The sequence below is a fragment of the Frigoribacterium sp. NPDC087798 genome (assembly GCF_044742985.1).
In the GTDB taxonomy this organism is placed as follows: domain Bacteria; phylum Actinomycetota; class Actinomycetes; order Actinomycetales; family Microbacteriaceae; genus Frigoribacterium.
This window is the reverse complement of the sequence record NZ_JBIUVP010000001.1, coordinates 378391-393627: the sequence shown is the minus strand read 5'-3', so window position 1 is coordinate 393627 and position 15237 is coordinate 378391. Positions and strand designations below refer to the sequence as shown.

The window sequence follows — 15237 nt, the reverse complement described above, 5'->3', positions numbered from 1 at the left end:
CGACCAGGTCTCGGCCCCAGGGGAGCCACGCGCGGCCACCGTCCCCAAGCCGCCCTCGGCCGCCCCGGGAGAGGGGCACCGCTCGGCACGCTGTCGGCATGACCACGATCGCCGAACTCGTCTCCGATGCCGGTGGCCTGCTGCACAAGCGTGACCTGGTCGCGCTGGGTGCCACGGACCGCCACCTGACCGTCGCCGTGCGCGCCCGCACGGTCCGTCGTCCCCGACGTGGCTGGTACTCGACGTGGCCGCCCCGCGACCCGAGGTTCGTCGCCGTCGCAGTGGGTGGCCGGCTCACGGGGGCAGCTGCCCTGCACCAACTCGGCGCCTGGTCGTGGCGACGCCCGCGGATCACGGTCTCGGTACCCGAGACCGCCTCCCGCCTCCGACGTCGACGGGGCGTCCGGGTGGTCTGGGACCCCGTCGCTCTGGGAGCCCGCGGCTCGACCTGGATGGTGGACCCACGTGACGCCCTCGCCCGCGCGGTCGTCGAGGCGGCATCGCTCGAGGACGCGGTGATCCTGGTCGACTGGGCCCGCAGCATGGGCCTCGTCGGCGACGACGAGGACGCCACCGAGGTCCTCGCCCGGAAGCGTGCCGATGCCGTGGGCCTGGTGGCCTGGAGCGACGGGGGAGCACAGAGCATCCTCGAGTCGGCGGCCGGGACGCGGCTCCGGTTGGCCGGGCACCACGTCGTGCGGCAGGTGCCCGTCGGCACCACGGGCAAGGTCCTCGACATGCTCGTCGACGGCATCGTCGGTCTCGAGACCGACGGTCGCGAGCACCACGAGAGGCGGTTCGACCAGGACCGCCTCAAGGACGCCGACATCGCTCTGGACGGGCTCGTCCCGTTCCGCGCGGGGACGATCATGGTGCGTGACCTGTGGGCTCGCACCTCGGCCGCGATCGACGCCCTGGTGGCCACGGCGGGTGGCCCCACGCCCGGGTCACGTGTCGGCAACTCCTGCACGCCCCGGGTGCTCGGCCCCCGCGGCCGCAGGAACTGGCGGCTCGCCGTACCCGGGCAGCGCACGAGGCAGGAGTTGCCGACAAGGGAGGCGCCGGAGGGGGGTAGAGGTACGGCGCGGGGAATGGCGCGGCACGGCCGAGGGTTGGGCCTGCCGTGACCGCAGACCCAGCCACCCCGTCCGCGACCGTCAAGGTCGACATCTGGTCCGACATCGCCTGCCCGTGGTGCTTCATCGGCAAGCGCAAGTTCGAGGAGGCCGTGCGACGTTTCGACGGCCCCGTCGAGGTCGAGTACCACTCGTTCGAGCTCTCGCCCGACACCCCGGTCGACTTCGAGGGCGACGAGGTCGACTTCCTCTCGAAGCACAAGGGCATGCCCGCCGACCAGGTCCGCGGCATGCTCGACACCGTCGCCGGCATCGCGTCCGAGGTCGGCCTCGCCTACGACTTCGAGCACCTGCAGCACACCAACACGGTCAAGGCGCACGAGCTGCTCCACTTCGCCAAGGCGAACGGGCGTCAGGCCGAGATGAAGGAACGCCTCCTCCACGCCTACTTCGAGGAGGGCCGCCACGTGGGCCGCGTCGACGATCTCGTCACGTTGGCCGCCGAGGTCGGCCTCGACGAGCAGGAGGCGCGCGAAGCTCTCGAGACCGGGCGTCACCTCGACGACGTGCGGTCCGACCAGGCCCAGGCGCAGGCCTTCGGCATCACCGGCGTCCCGTTCTTCGTCCTCGACGGCAAGTACGGCATCTCGGGCGCCCAGGCTCCCGAGACGTTCGTCCAGGCCCTCGAGCAGGTCGCCTCCGAGGTGGCCCGATGAGCGATTCCCGCGAGGCCGGGGCCGGGTCGGGGGCCGGGCTCGCGACACCGTCCGCGCCGTTGACCATGCTCGGTGCACCGGACGCCGTCGCCTGTGAGGGGGACTCCTGTCTGGTCGTCCCCCCGGTCGCCGAGGGCACGTCCGCGGTCGGGTCCCCGGCCGCCGAGCCCGGGAGGCGCGGCGTCAGTCGCTGACGTCGGCCACGGTCGCGTCGTACGCGGCGACGAGGTCGTCGGCCTCGACGAAGGCGCTGAAGCCGTGGGCTCCGGCACCCAGGGCGACGCGCCTCCCCACGATGCGGGAGTCCGCGACCACGGGCCACGCGGTCGAGCTGCCCAGGGGGGTGATGGTGCCCCGCTCGTATCCGGTGACCTCGAGGGCGACGTCGGCGCTCGGCATCGACAGCTTGTTGACGCCCACGACGGCTCGGAGCTTCGCCCACGAGATCTGTCGGTCGCCCGGCACGAGCGCGAACAGGAACGAGCCGTCGTGTCGCTTGACCACCAGGCTCTTCACGATGTCGGACGGTTGCAGCCCGAGCAGAGCGGCAGCGGCCTCGAGCGAGTCGGCCGCGGGGCGCGCGACGATCTCGACCGCGAGACCGCGCGCAGCGGCGTCTTCCCGCACCCGGTCCGTGCCGTCGAGTCGACCCTGGTCGCCCCCGACGTCCGCGTCGTCCACACCACTCGTCAGCCCGCCGTCGCTCATGGGAGAATCGTAACGATGTCCACCACCACCCTGCCCTCGCGCGGCCTCTCGATCGGACCGATCGACGTGGCCTCGCCCGTCGTGCTCGCCCCCATGGCCGGAATCACCAACACGGCGTACCGCCGCCTCTGTCGCGAGTACGGCGCCGGCCTCTACGTGAGCGAGATGATCACGAGCCGGGCGCTGGTCGAGCGCACGCCCGAGTCGATGCGCCTCATCCAGCACCACGAGTCCGAGACGCCGCGCAGCATCCAGCTCTACGGCGTCGAGCCGAACACGGTGGCCGAGGCGGTCACCATGCTCGTCGCCGAGGACCGCGCCGACCACATCGACCTCAACTTCGGCTGCCCGGTGCCCAAGGTCACGCGCAAGGGCGGCGGCTCGGCCCTCCCCTGGAAGATCGGCCTCTTCCGCGAGATCGTCGAGGGTGCCGTCAAGGCCGCCGGCGACATCCCGTTGACCGTCAAGATGCGCAAGGGCATCGACGACGAGCACCTCACCTATCTCGAGGCCGGTCGAGCCGCCCAGGGGGCCGGGGTCGCGAGCATCGCGCTGCACGCCCGCACGGCCGCCGACTTCTACTCGGGCACCGCCGACTGGTCCGCCATCGCCACCCTGAAGCAGACCGTGACCGACGTGCCGGTCCTCGGCAACGGCGACATCTGGTCGGCGGCCGACGCCCTGCGCATGGTCGACGAGACCGGGTGTGACGGGGTCGTCGTGGGTCGCGGCTGCCTCGGTCGGCCGTGGCTGTTCGGCGACCTCGCCGCGGCCTTCCGCGGCGAAGACCTGAAGGCCGAGCCGACGCTCGGCGAGGTGGGACGGGCCTTCCGGCGCCACGCCGAACTCATGGTCGAGTTCTGGTCGGGCGACGAGGGCCGCGCCTGCCGTGACATGCGCAAGCACGTCGCGTGGTACTTCAAGGGCTACCCCGTGGGCGGTGAGGTCAGGGCGGCTCTCGCCCTCGCCGACTCGTTGCAGCAGATCGACGACCTGCTCGCCACGATGGACCCCCACGAGCAGTACCCCGGCGAGGCGGCCGAGGGGCCGCGTGGCCGTGCGGGCAGCCCGAAGCGGCCCGCCCTGCCCGACCGCTGGCTCGAGAGCCGCGAGCTCGACGAGGCCTTCAAGGCCGAGCTCGCCGCAGCCGAGCTGCACCACAGCGGCGGCTAGGCACCCCCTCCCGAGATCCCTTCCCGTCCCGACCGAGAGGCCCCGGTGTCCACCGAAGCCCTGCCGAGCGCCACCCCCGGGTACGACCCCGCCGACTCCGAGCGCTGGGCGCCCGAGCAGCACTCCAACCGGCGAAGCGACTTCGCCCGCGACCGGGCCCGGTTGCTGCACTCCAGCGCGCTCCGGCGCCTGGCGGCCAAGACGCAGGTGCTGAGCCCGACGGCCGGCCTCGACTTCGCCCGCAACCGGCTGACGCACTCGCTCGAGGTGGCGCAGGTCGGTCGCGAGCTCGCCACGAGCCTCGGCCTCGATCCCGACGTCGTCGACACGGCCTGCCTCGCGCACGACCTCGGCCACCCGCCGTTCGGGCACAACGGCGAGCGGGCCCTGAACGACTGGTCGACCGACATCGGCGGCTTCGAGGGCAACGCGCAGACCCTACGACTGCTGACCCGCATCGAGCCGAAGGTCATCGACGCGACGGGACGCAGCTTCGGGCTGAACCTCACCCGTGCGAGCCTCGACGCCAGCTGCAAGTACCCGTGGCCCGCGGCCCAGGGCATCCCCGACCCGGGCGGTCGCATGAAGTTCGGTTTCTACGACGACGACACGGCCGCGTTCGAGTGGTTGCGTCGGGGTGCCCCGCGTCGACGGCGGTGCGTCGAGGCCCAGGTCATGGACCTCAGTGACGACATCGCGTACTCGGTCCACGACTTCGAGGACGCCGTGGTCAACGGCTACGTCGACGTCGCCGCCCTCGGGGCGCGGGTCGACCACGACTCGCTCGTGACGGCCATGCACGAGTGGGTCGGCGGGGAGCTCAGTCGCGACGAGTTGACCGAGGCCTTCGACCGGTTGCAGGCGCTGCCGTTCTGGCTCGAGTCGTACGACGGCAGCCGGTTCGCGCAGGCCCGTCTCAAGAACCTCACGAGCCAGCTGATCGGGCGCTTCGCCGGTTCGGCCACCCAGGCGACGCGTGAGTCCTATCCCGGTGACGCCCTGATGCGCTTCGGCGCGTCGGTGGTCGTCGCCCCGGACGTGATCGGCGAGATCGCCGTGCTCAAGGGCATCGTCGCGGCCTTCGTCATGACGCGGGACAACCGGCAGCCCATCTACCTGCGCCAGCGCGAGGTCCTGACGAGCCTCGCCGACGCCCTGTGGCAGGCGGGCCCGTCAGAACTCGACCGCGGCTTCGCCGCCGACTGGGCCTCGGCGGACGACGACGCCGCGAGGCGTCGGGTCGTCGTCGACCAGGTCGCCTCGCTGACCGACCAGAGCGCCATGGCGTGGCACGACCGGCTCACCGCCGGCCGCTGACGGCGAGTCGCCGAGGAGGCGCGGGTCCCGACCGGCCGCACCGCGCCTCCTCGTCCTCCCGCGGCCGACCTCCCGGGTCGGCGTGGTCGGTGGCTCGACCTACAATCGACACGTGCCCGGCCTGATCAAACGCAACGACATCGACGAGGTCCGGTCGCGCACCAACATCGCCGACATCGTCGGCGACCACGTCACGCTCAAGGGGGCGGGCGTGGGGTCGCTCAAGGGGCTCTGCCCGTTCCACGACGAGCGCAGTCCGAGCTTCCACGTGCGGCCCCAGGTGGGGCGGTACCACTGCTTCGGCTGCGGTGAGGACGGCGACGTCTTCAGCTTCGTCATGAAGACCGACCACACGACCTTCCAAGAAGCGGTCGAACGCATGGCGGCGCGCATCGGTTTCGAGCTCCACTACGAGGACGGCGGGCAGGCCAGCGACCACGGCAACAGGGCGCGTCTGATCTCGGCGAACGAGGCCGCGCGCGAGTTCTTCGTGGACCACCTCACGGCCGCCGACGCCGAGCCCGCCCGCCGGTTCCTCGGCGAGCGGGGGTTCGACCCGGCCGCGGCCGAGCGGTTCGGCGTGGGGTTCGCCCCCAAGTCGTTCGACGCCCTGCGGTCGCACCTCAAGGGGCTCGGTTACCGCGACGACGAGCTCGTCACCGCGGGGTTGCTGAGCCAGGGCGACCGCAGCCCCTACGATCGCTTCCGCGGGCGGCTGGTGTGGCCGATCCGCGACGTCACGGGGTCGACCATCGGGTTCGGCGCGCGTCGGTTGCTCGAGGACGACAAGGGCCCGAAGTACCTCAACACCCCCGAGACGCCGATCTACCACAAGTCCCAGGTGCTCTACGGGCTCGACCTGGCCCGTCGGGACATCTCGAAGGGCAAGCAGGTCGTCATCGTCGAGGGCTACACCGACGTGATGGCGTGCCACCTGGCCGGGGTCACGACGGCCGTCGCGACCTGCGGCACGTCGTTCGGCGTGGACCACATCAAGGTGCTGCGACCCATGCTCGGCGACGTCAGCGGGGCCGACACCTCGACCGGCGGCGAGGTCGTCTTCACCTTCGACCCCGACGAGGCGGGCCAGAAGGCGGCGTCACGCGCGTTCGCCGAAGAGCAGCGGTTCGCCGCGCAGACCTTCGTCGCCGTGGCCCCCGACGGGCTCGACCCGTGCGACCTCAGGCTGAACCGCGGCGACGACGCCGTGCGCCGCCTCATCTCGACCAAGCGTCCGATGTTCGAGTTCATGATCCGCCGGCTCATCGACGGGCACGACCTCGAGACGGTCGAGGGTCGCGTGTCGGCGCTCCGGGCGGCCTCGCCGGTGGTGGCGGGCATCCGGGACCGTTCGATGACCCAGGGCTACGTGCGGTCGCTGGCCGGGTGGCTGGGGCTCGACCCGGCCGACGTCGCGCGGTCCGTCGACGACGCGGGTCGCGCCTCCTCGGCCCAGAACGCGCTCGAGCGGTCGCAGCCCAAGAACGCCACCGACGGCCGGCAGTCGATCACGAGCCTGCCGCCGGTGCCCGACGAGCCCGCCGGCCCGAGCCTGCTGACGCTCCCGGGCGACCTGACCACCCGCACCGAGCGCGACGCGCTCATGGCGATGCTCCAGCACCCGGCGACGGTCGGCTTCGAACTCATGCAGCGGGCGGCACGGGCACGCATCGAGAACGGTGCGCTGGCCGTCGTCCGCGACGCGATCGGCGCGAGCCTCGACCGGTTCGACTCGGCCGACTGGCTCGACGTCGTCCTCGGCCAGACGCCGTCGCCGTTCGACGCCCTGGCGAAAGAGCTGGCCGTCGCCCCCATCCCCGAGCGCGAGGGACGCGAGATCACGACCTACTGTCGCGGCATCGTCGTCTCGATCGTCGAGCGCGACCTGATCCGCGAGAAGTCCGAACTGCTCGGGCAGTCGTTCCGCACCGACATGAAGACCGAACCCGATCGCTGGCGCGAGATCCAGGTGCGGATCGCCGCCGTCGAGGCCGAGCGCCGGTCCATCCGCCAAGAGTGAGGTCGGCGGCCGTCACGCGGTGCCCCGGCCTGAACGCGCATACATCATGAGGATGCGCCGCCGGCCTCGAGGCGACCAGTTGGCAAGGGTTCGTTGCGGGCCTGTAAACAGTTGCGCGATGAGCCCGTCTCGCGCTCACGTGTGTGTTACCAATGGACGTTCCCTGAAACGGCCGCGTCCACAGCACGGCCCGGGGCCCCTTGCACACAGAGAAAGAGGTAACCGGATATGACATCCGACTCCACGCTCGCCCGACGCGCCCTCGCCGTCGTCGGTGGCGCCGCTGCCACCGCACTCGTCCTCTCGGGCTGCGCCTCCGGTGGTGACGCGACCGACGCCCTCGACGGTCTCAGCATCGGCACGACCGACGTCATCACGTCGCTCGACCCGGCCGGTTCGTACGACAACGGCTCGTTCGCCGTCCAGAACCAGGTGTTCGGCTTCCTGACGAACGCCCCGTACGGCAGCCCCGACGTCGAGCCCGACCTGGCCGAGTCCGCCGACTTCACCAGCCCGACCGAGTACACGGTCAAGCTCAAGGACGGACTGACCTTCGCGAACGGCAACGCGCTCACCTCGAGCGACGTCAAGTTCAGCTTCGACCGCCAGCTGGCCATCGCCGACCCCAACGGCCCGTCGTCGTTGCTCGGCAACCTGGCCAGCACCGACGCGCCCGACGACACGACCGTCGTCTTCACGCTCAAGTCGGCCGACCAGACCTGGCCCCAGGTGCTCTCGAGCCCCGCCGGCCCGATCGTCGACGAGGACGTCTTCTCGGCGACCGGGCTCACCGACGCCGACGACATCGTCAAGGGCAACGCCTTCTCGGGTCAGTACACGATCACCGACTACTCGCAGAACGAGACGATCGCCTACGAGGCGAACGACGCCTACGACGGCGTGCTCGGTGCCCCGAAGACCGACTCGGTCACGGCGACCTACTACACCGAAGAGACCGACCTCAAGCTCGCCGTCCAGAACGGCGACGTCGACGTCGCGAACCGCAGCCTGAGCCCGACCGACCTGGCCGACCTGGCCAAGGACGACGCGCTCACCGTGCACAACGGCCCCGGCGGCGAGATCCGCTACCTGGTGTTCAACTTCAACACCATGCCCTACGGCGCCACGCAGCCCGACGCCGACCCGGCCAAGGCCCTGGCCGTGCGTCAGTCCGTGGCCGACACGGTCGACCGTGCCGCCCTGGCCAAGGACGTCTACAACGACACCTACACGCCGCTCTACTCGGTCGTCCCCGACGGCCTGACCGGTGCGACGACGCCCCTCGAGGGCCTCTACGGCGACGGCCAGGGTGGCCCCGACGTCGACAAGGCCGCCGCGGCCCTGTCGGCCGCCGGCGTCAGCACCCCGGTGTCGATCGACCTGCAGTACAGCCCCGACCACTACGGTGCGTCGAGCGACGAGGAGTACGCGCTGATCAAGTCGCAGCTCGAGGCGAGCGGCCTGTTCACCGTGAACCTCCAGTCGACCCTGTGGGACACCTACAGCACCGAGCGCCGCGAGGACGCCTACCCCGTCTACCAGCTGGGTTGGTTCCCCGACTTCTCGGACGCCGACAACTACTTGACGCCGTTCTTCAGCGCGGACAACTTCGTCGGCAACCACTACGACAGCCCGACCGTCCAGGGTCTGCTGACGAAGGAGATCGGCGAGCAGGACGCCTCGGCTCGTGAGGCGACCATCGGGGACATCCAGGACGCCGTCGCGGCCGACCTGCCGACCCTGCCGCTGCTGCAGGGCACGCAGGTCGTCGTCTCGCAGTCCGACGTGAAGGGCGTGGACGACACGCTCGACGCGTCGTTCAAGTTCCGTTACGGTGCGCTGAGCCGCTGACGCGCGTCCCCGTCCCCTGAGTCCCGCCGGTCCGCCGGTCGGCCTCCGGGGTCGGGGGACTCCGCACCACGGCCGTACGCCGAGGGGGCGACCCGCGACACCGCGGGGCGCCCCCTCCGGTCTGCGACCGGCACCACACCATCGAAAGGCCCAACGACGTGACCCTGATCACCGACGGTTCCCTCACGGCACCGCCCACCTCCAGTCCCGGGAAGTCCCGGAGCTCCGGCGGCGGCGGCCTCGGACGCTACATCGTGATCCGCGCGATCCTGATCGTGCCCACCGTGTTCATCCTCGTCACGCTCGTGTTCTTCCTGATGCGCGTGGTCGGCAACCCGATCACCGCCTCCGTCGGCGGGCGTCTCACCGAGGCCCAGCTGCAGGAGCGTCTCGCCGCCGCCGGCTACGACCGCCCCGTGATCGTGCAGTACCTCGAGTACCTCGGCCAGATCGTCCGGGGCGACTTCGGCACCACCGCGACCGACAACCGCGAGATCAGCGGCATCCTGCTGCAGTACGGCAGCGCCACGATCGAGCTGGTCTTCTACGCCCTGATCGTCGCGCTCGTGCTGGGCATCCCGCTCGGCATGCTCGCCGCGTACGTGCGCGACCGCTGGCCCGACGCGATCCTGCGCGTGCTGGCGATCCTCGCCTATGCGACCCCGGTCTTCTTCGCCGGCCTGCTGCTCAAGCTCACCTTCTCGGTCTGGCTCGGCTGGCTCCCGCTCGGCGGTCGTGCGAGCACGCGGGTCGCCATCGCCCTGGGGCGCATCGACAACCCCACGGGCATCTACATCGTCGACGCCCTGCGGACCGGCAACTCGACGATCATCGTGGACGTCCTCTCGCACGCGGTGCTGCCCGCCCTCGCGCTCGGCGTGCTGACCGCCGGCATCTTCCTGCGCCTGGTGCGCACCAACGTCATCGGCACGCTCGGTTCCGAGTACGTCGACGCGGCGCGGTCGCGGGGCGTCAGCGAGTTCCGGCTCGTCCGGGCTCACGCTCTCAAGCCCGCCCTGATCCCGATCATCACCGTCATGGGGCTGCAGATCGCGATGCTGCTCGGCGGCTCGGTGCTGACCGAGACCACCTTCGGCTGGCGGGGGCTGGGCTTCCAGCTGCAGCAGTACCTGTCGGCCCGCGACTTCATCGCCGTGCAGGGCATCGTCGCCGTGCTCGCCGTCATCGTCGCCGTCACCAACTTCGTAGTCGACGTGATCGCCGCCCTGATCGACCCCCGCGTGAGGTACTGACCATGACCATGACCGATTCGACCGTCGCGGCCGACCGCCGCGAACCCCTCTACAAGCGCCTCCCCGTCGTCGCCCAGATCCGCCGTTCGGTGGGGCTGCAGCGCGGCATGCTGCTGACCGGCGTCGTGATCGTCGCCGTGTTCGTGCTGCTGGCGATCTTCGCCCCCCTCATCGCGCCCTACGGCTTCGGCCAGCTGCGCGGTGCCACCGAGGCCTTCCCGCGCCAGGCGCCACCGTCGGCCGAGCACCTGTGGGGGACGACTGTCGGCGGCTACGACGTGTTCAGCCGCGTCATGTGGGGCACCCGGACCGCCGTGGCCGTCGTCATCGTGGCCGTGGTGCTGTCGATCACGATCGGCGTGACGCTCGGCCTGATCTCGGGCTACCTCGGCGGGTGGCTCGACCGCGTGCTCGTCGTCGTCGCCGACGCGGTCTACGCGTTCCCCTCGCTGCTGCTCGCCATCGTCGTCTCGATCGTCATCAGCGGGGGCCAGTCGAGCCTCTGGGGCGGCATCGTCTCGGCGGGCATCTCGATCACCGTGGTGTACGTCCCGCAGTACTTCCGCGTCGTCCGCGCCGAGGCCACGAGGCTCAAGGCCGAGGCGTTCGTCGAGTCGGCCAAGGTGAACGGCAGCAGCACGGGCCGCATCATGTTCAAGCACGTCCTCCGCAACGCCACGCGGAGCCTGCCCCTGATCCTCACGCTCAACGCGTCCGAGGCGATCCTGACCCTGGCGGCCCTCGGCTTCCTGGGGTTCGGCATCGGCCCGACCGCGGCGGCCGAGTGGGGTTACGACCTGAACCGCGCCCTCTCCGACACCGCCAGCGGCATCTGGTGGACCGGCGTCTTCCCCGGTGCGGCGATCGTGCTGATGGTGCTCGGCATCACGCTGATGGGCGAGAGCCTGAACGACCTGGCCGACCCGCGCCTCCGGACCCGCCGTCGCGCGAAGCGCAAGACCAAGGGCACCCGACGCACCGAGCAGGCCCCGACCACGACCCACGACGAGGTGACCGCATGACCGCCGACACGACCACGACCGGCCGACCCGCGACGCCGCGCGACGAGCGCCCCGTCGCCGTCGGCATCACCGACCTCGAGGTGACCTTCGCGACCGACGGCGGCGACGTCGCGGCCGTCCAGGGCGTGACGCTCGACGTCCGCGCCGGCGAGGTGCTGGCGATCGTCGGCGAGTCGGGGAGCGGCAAGACCGTCACGGCGAAGACGATCCTCGGCCTCTTGCCCGAGACCGCGGTCGCCACCGGTGCCGTGCTGCTCTCGGGGCAGAACGTCCTCGAGGTCGGCCCGAAGAAGGTGCGCGAGCTCCGCGGCACCGACGTCGCCATGGTCTTCCAGGAGCCGTCGACCGCGCTCAACCCCGTCTACACGGTGGGCTGGCAGATCGCCGAGGGCCTGCGGGCCCACGGCAAGGTCGGACGCAAGGAGGCGCGGGTCAAGGCGATCGACATCCTGCGTCGCGTGGGCATCCCCGACCCCGAGACCCGCGTCGACTACTACCCGCACCAGTTCTCGGGCGGGCAGAAGCAGCGCGTGGTCATCGCGATGGCGCTCGTCCTCGACCCGTCGGTGATCGTCGCGGACGAGCCGACCACGGCCCTCGACGTGACCGTGCAGGCCGAGATCCTCGACCTGTTGCGCCGCTGTCGGGACGAGTTCGGCACGGCCATCGTGCTCATCACGCACAACATGGGCGTCGTCGCCGACCTCGCCGACCGCGTCGCCGTCATGTACCTCGGCAAGGTCGTCGAGCAGGCCCCGGCCGTCGAGCTGTTCGCGAACCCGCAGGACGACTACACGAAGCGCCTGCTCGGCTCGGTGCCGAAGCTCGAGGCGCGCGGCCACACGCAGCAGGAGCAGCCCGCCGACAGCGAGGTCGTCGTACGTGCCCGGGGTCTCGAGATCGAGTACCCCGGTCGCCTCGGCCGCGGCGGCTTCCGGGCCGTCAAGGGCGTCGACTTCACCATCGCCCGCGGCGAGGTCCTCGGCCTCGTCGGCGAGAGCGGTTCGGGCAAGACGACGATCGGACGGGCCATCGCCGGGCTGACGAAGGTCACCGGGGGGTCGCTCGAGGTGCTGGGCATCGAGATGAACGGGGTGCACGAGCGTGACTTCAAGCCGAAGCGCGCCGACATCGGCTTCGTCTTCCAGGACCCCGCGTCGAGCTTCAACCCGTTGCTGACGATCGCCGAGTGCGTGGCCGAGCCGCTCATCGTGCACGGTCGTGCGAAGGACGCCCGGGCCGCCCGTCCGCGCGTCGACGAACTCCTCGAGGCGGTCCAGCTGCCCAAGTCGTTCGCCGACCGGTACCCCCACGAGCTCAGCGGCGGGCAGCGTCAGCGGGCGAGCCTCGCCCGGTCGCTCGCCCTCGACCCGACGCTGTTGATCGCGGACGAGCCCACCAGCGCGTTGGACGTCTCCGTGCAGGCCCGGGTGCTCGAGCTGTTCACCGAGTTGCAGTCGCAGCTGGGCTTCGCCGCCCTGTTCATCAGCCACGACCTCGCGGTCGTCAACATGCTGGCCGACCGGATCGGCGTGCTGTTCCACGGCGACCTGATCGAGAGCGGACCGAACGACCAGGTCCTCGGCGCGCCCGAGCATCCCTACACGCAGCGCCTGCTGGCGTCGCTGCCGGTGCCCGATCCGATCGAGCAGGCGTCCCGCCGCGAGCGGTTGGCCGAACTCGACCGCCGGGCGGCGGGCGACCCGGAGCGCGGAACCGACACCGTCGGGGCGGCCTGACGGTGCCGGGTCGCGAGCTCGACCTCGACCAGCCGGTCGTCACCGACGACCTGTCGCTGCTCTACCCCGCCCGGGCGGGCCATCCGGCCGTGCGTGCCGTCGACGGGGTCACCCTGCGGGTCGAGCCGGGCGAGATCGTCGCCGTGCTCGGCGAGAGCGGTTCGGGCAAGTCGACGCTCGCGATGGCCCTCGCCGGACTGACCGGCACGGGCCGCGTCGACGAGGGGCGCCCGCGTCTGGTCGGTGGGACCGCACGGGTCTTCGGCCAGGACGTCGGCAAGCTCTCGGGCCGGCGCCGGGACCGGCTCTCGGCCATGGTCGGCTACCTGGCGCAGGACGACGGCGAGCGGCTGAGTCCCGACCTGACCGTCGGCGAGGCCATCGCCGAGCCGATCTACCAGCGCGACCGCAAGTTCGACCGCACCGAGGCCGGGCGCATCGTCGCGACGCTCGTCGACGGCGTGCACCTGCCGCTCGGCACCATGCTCAAGCAGACCTGGGAGCTCAGTTCCGGTCAGCGACAACGCGTCGCCCTGGCCCGCAGCCTCGTCCTCGAGCCCCCGTTGCTGATCGCCGACGAGCCCGCCCGGGGGGTGGACGTGCTCGTCCGTCAGGCCGTCCTCGACGTCATCGGGAACCTGCACGAGGGGCGTCAGTTCTCGGCGCTCGTCGTCACCTCCTCGGTGGCCGAGGCGCGAGCGATCACCGACCGCGTCGCCGTCATGCGCGGTGGCCGTCTGGTCGGACTGGGCGACATCGACGAGGTCCTCCGGACCGGCATCGACCCCTACGTCAAGGTGCTCTCGCAGACGACCCCGATCGACATCATCCGCCCGGAGGAGCGCGAGGCCGGGCGACCGATCGACCCCGACGCCGGCCTCCGCGGAGACCGGCCCTCGTGACCGCCGAGCCGGCCACGGGCCCGACCACCTCGGACGCCGCCCGGGCGACGAGCCCGGGAGGCGCGCGCGGCCACCGCGCGGTCGTCACCGCGGGCCCCGTCCTCGCCCCGGGGCGACGCCCGACCCCGGGCGCCGTCTCGGTGGCCCCCCGCCCCACCCCGGTCTTCGTCGACGCCGTGAGGGCCGGGGGAGCGGACGTCGTCCCCCTGGGCCCGGAGACCCGTGGCCTAGTCTGGCTCTCGTACCGCGACCCCGACGGCCTGGCCCGCGCGCTGGACGAGAACCCGGGCATCGAGTGGGTCCAGCTGCCCTACGCCGGGGTCGACGCCTTCTCCGAGGTCATCACGGCCCGTGCCGACCGCGCGCTGCCGCTCTGGACGAGCGCCAAGGGGGCGTTCGCCGAACCCGTCGCCGAGCACGCCCTCATGCTCGTGCTGTCGCTGCTGAGGGTCGTTCCCCAGCGCGTGCGCGCCACCTCCTGGGCCACCGAACAACAGGGCCGGTCGCTCTACGGACGGCACGTCGTCATCGTCGGGGCGGGGGGCATCGCGATCGAGCTGATGCGCCTCCTGGCCCCGTTCGACGTCCGGGTGACCATCGTGCGCCGGTCGAGCGAACCCGTGCCCGGGGCCGACCGGACCGTCCCAGTCGAGCGACTCGACGAGGTGTTGCCCGAGGCCGACGTCCTCGTCCTCGCCGCCGCCGCGACGCCCGGCACGGCAGGCCTCCTCGACGCGCGTCGGCTCGCCCTGCTGCCGGCGACGGCCGTGCTCGTCAACGTCGCGCGGGGCAGCCTGGTCGACACGGACGCCCTCGTCGAGGCGGTCAGGGCGGAGCGACTCTGGGGCGCGGGGGTCGACGTCACCACGCCCGAGCCGCTCCCCGACGGGCACCCGCTCTTCGGCGAGCCGCGTGTCGTCGTCACGCCGCACCAGGCGGACACCCCCGAGATGACGGCCCCGCTGCTGGCCGAGCGCATCCGGCTCAACGTGCGGGCCTTCCTCGGCGACGGGGAGTTCGTCGGCGTGGTCGACCCGCACGACGGGTACTGACGCGGCGCTCGGAGCCGTGCGACGCGCCGCGTCGTCGGCGTGGTCCCTCGGGGGCTCAGATCTTTGCTAGTGTTGTCTCCGCTGTCACGGACGAAAGTCCGGGGCGGTTGCCATTCCTCGATAGCTCAATTGGCAGAGCAGCCGGCTGTTAACCGGCAGGTTGTTGGTTCGAGTCCAACTCGGGGAGCGAAGGCCCAGAGGCTCCACCCTCTGGGCCTTTTCTCTTGCCCGGTCCGTCCTGGGCCTCTCTCGCCGTTCCGTTACGTTCCGTTCCGTGCCCGAACGAGAAGGAGGCGGGGGGGGGGGGGGGGGGGGGGCGGCCCCCCCGGGGGGGGGGGGGGGGGGGGGGGGGGGGGCGGGCGGCGGGGGGGGGGGGCGCGGGCCCCCCGGCCGGGGGGGGGGGGGGCG

13 protein-coding genes and 1 tRNA gene are annotated in these 15237 nt (G+C 71.7%); 13 read left to right on the top strand and 1 reads right to left on the bottom strand.

Annotation, left to right across the window (positions count from 1 at the left end; translation table 11 throughout):
* Window positions 1–98 precede the first annotated feature (98 nt).
* Genes ACIOSR_RS01870 through ACIOSR_RS01860 form a run of 3 tightly spaced genes read left to right on the top strand, consistent with a single transcriptional unit; the run spans window position 99 to window position 1986 of the window.
* Window positions 99–1127: a hypothetical protein gene (locus tag ACIOSR_RS01870; protein ID WP_402751702.1), complete on the top strand. Its 1029-nt coding sequence runs from the start codon at window positions 99–101 to the stop codon at window positions 1125–1127.
* Complete coding sequence (locus ACIOSR_RS01865; protein WP_159826441.1) at window positions 1124–1792, top strand: DsbA family protein; 669 nt, start codon at window positions 1124–1126, stop codon at window positions 1790–1792. Before ACIOSR_RS01870 ends, ACIOSR_RS01865 begins: the two co-directional genes overlap by 4 nt.
* On the top strand, window positions 1789–1986 hold the full coding sequence (locus ACIOSR_RS01860) for a hypothetical protein (RefSeq protein ID WP_123570174.1): 198 nt from the start codon (window positions 1789–1791) through the stop codon (window positions 1984–1986). Before ACIOSR_RS01865 ends, ACIOSR_RS01860 begins: the two co-directional genes overlap by 4 nt.
* On the opposite strand, the gene ACIOSR_RS01855 is transcribed toward ACIOSR_RS01860, so the two are convergent.
* On the bottom strand, window positions 1976–2500 hold the full coding sequence (locus ACIOSR_RS01855; RefSeq protein ID WP_402751701.1) for an aminoacyl-tRNA deacylase: 525 nt from the start codon (window positions 2498–2500) through the stop codon (window positions 1976–1978). The genes ACIOSR_RS01860 and ACIOSR_RS01855 overlap by 11 nt on opposite strands.
* A 15-nt stretch (window positions 2501–2515) precedes the next feature.
* On the opposite strand from ACIOSR_RS01855, the gene dusB reads away from it, so the two are divergent.
* The 10 genes from dusB to ACIOSR_RS01805 all read left to right on the top strand — a co-directional run bounded on the left by dusB (window position 2516) and on the right by ACIOSR_RS01805 (window position 15016).
* Window positions 2516–3673, top strand: a complete 1158-nt coding sequence (gene dusB / locus ACIOSR_RS01850; protein WP_402751700.1) for a tRNA dihydrouridine synthase DusB — start codon at window positions 2516–2518, stop codon at window positions 3671–3673.
* 45 nt (window positions 3674–3718) lie between these two features.
* Window positions 3719–4990 carry a deoxyguanosinetriphosphate triphosphohydrolase gene (locus tag ACIOSR_RS01845; protein WP_082460243.1) on the top strand — a complete coding sequence of 424 codons (1272 nt, stop codon included), beginning with the start codon at window positions 3719–3721 and terminating at the stop codon, window positions 4988–4990.
* Window positions 4991–5102: 112 nt separating this feature from the next.
* Entirely contained in the window at window positions 5103–7010 is a 1908-nt protein-coding gene (gene dnaG / locus ACIOSR_RS01840) for a DNA primase (RefSeq protein ID WP_123570788.1), read from the top strand.
* A gap of 228 nt (window positions 7011–7238) precedes the next feature.
* A complete protein-coding gene (locus ACIOSR_RS01835; RefSeq protein ID WP_056045617.1) occupies window positions 7239–8861 on the top strand; it encodes an ABC transporter substrate-binding protein in 1623 nt (540 codons plus the stop codon).
* Between the two features lie 158 nt (window positions 8862–9019).
* Window positions 9020–10114: an ABC transporter permease gene (locus tag ACIOSR_RS01830; protein WP_055972446.1), complete on the top strand. Its 1095-nt coding sequence runs from the start codon at window positions 9020–9022 to the stop codon at window positions 10112–10114.
* An 8-nt stretch (window positions 10115–10122) separates the two neighbouring features.
* Window positions 10123–11136, top strand: coding sequence for an ABC transporter permease (locus tag ACIOSR_RS01825; protein WP_056045614.1), 1014 nt, complete (start codon window positions 10123–10125; stop codon window positions 11134–11136).
* Window positions 11133–12875 (top strand): ABC transporter ATP-binding protein, encoded by a 1743-nt coding sequence (locus tag ACIOSR_RS01820; RefSeq protein ID WP_082460242.1) that lies wholly within the window; start codon window positions 11133–11135, stop codon window positions 12873–12875. The genes ACIOSR_RS01825 and ACIOSR_RS01820 overlap by 4 nt, the downstream gene beginning before the upstream one ends.
* A 2-nt stretch (window positions 12876–12877) precedes the next feature.
* The gene (locus ACIOSR_RS01815) at window positions 12878–13777 is read left to right on the top strand and encodes an ATP-binding cassette domain-containing protein (RefSeq protein ID WP_402751699.1); all 900 of its coding nucleotides are present in this window, start codon (window positions 12878–12880) and stop codon (window positions 13775–13777) included.
* A complete protein-coding gene (locus ACIOSR_RS01810) occupies window positions 13774–14829 on the top strand; it encodes an NAD(P)-dependent oxidoreductase (protein WP_082460241.1) in 1056 nt (351 codons plus the stop codon). The genes ACIOSR_RS01815 and ACIOSR_RS01810 overlap by 4 nt, the downstream gene beginning before the upstream one ends.
* Window positions 14830–14943: 114 nt before the next feature.
* Window positions 14944–15016: transfer RNA gene (locus ACIOSR_RS01805), tRNA-Asn, on the top strand.
* Window positions 15017–15237 lie beyond the last annotated feature (221 nt).

Bases quoted from the DNA above. Each gene is read 5' to 3' on its own strand.
- ACIOSR_RS01870 (WP_402751702.1), top strand. From the start codon at position 99: ATGACCACGATCGCCGAACTCGTCTCCGATGCCGGTGGCCTGCTGCAC.
- ACIOSR_RS01860 (WP_123570174.1), top strand. From the start codon at position 1,789: ATGAGCGATTCCCGCGAGGCCGGGGCCGGGTCGGGGGCCGGGCTCGCG.
- ACIOSR_RS01855 (WP_402751701.1), bottom strand. From the start codon at position 2,500: ATGAGCGACGGCGGGCTGACGAGTGGTGTGGACGACGCGGACGTCGGG.
- dusB (WP_402751700.1), top strand. From the start codon at position 2,516: ATGTCCACCACCACCCTGCCCTCGCGCGGCCTCTCGATCGGACCGATC.
- ACIOSR_RS01835 (WP_056045617.1), top strand. From the start codon at position 7,239: ATGACATCCGACTCCACGCTCGCCCGACGCGCCCTCGCCGTCGTCGGT.
- ACIOSR_RS01825 (WP_056045614.1), top strand. From the start codon at position 10,123: ATGACCGATTCGACCGTCGCGGCCGACCGCCGCGAACCCCTCTACAAG.
- ACIOSR_RS01820 (WP_082460242.1), top strand. From the start codon at position 11,133: ATGACCGCCGACACGACCACGACCGGCCGACCCGCGACGCCGCGCGAC.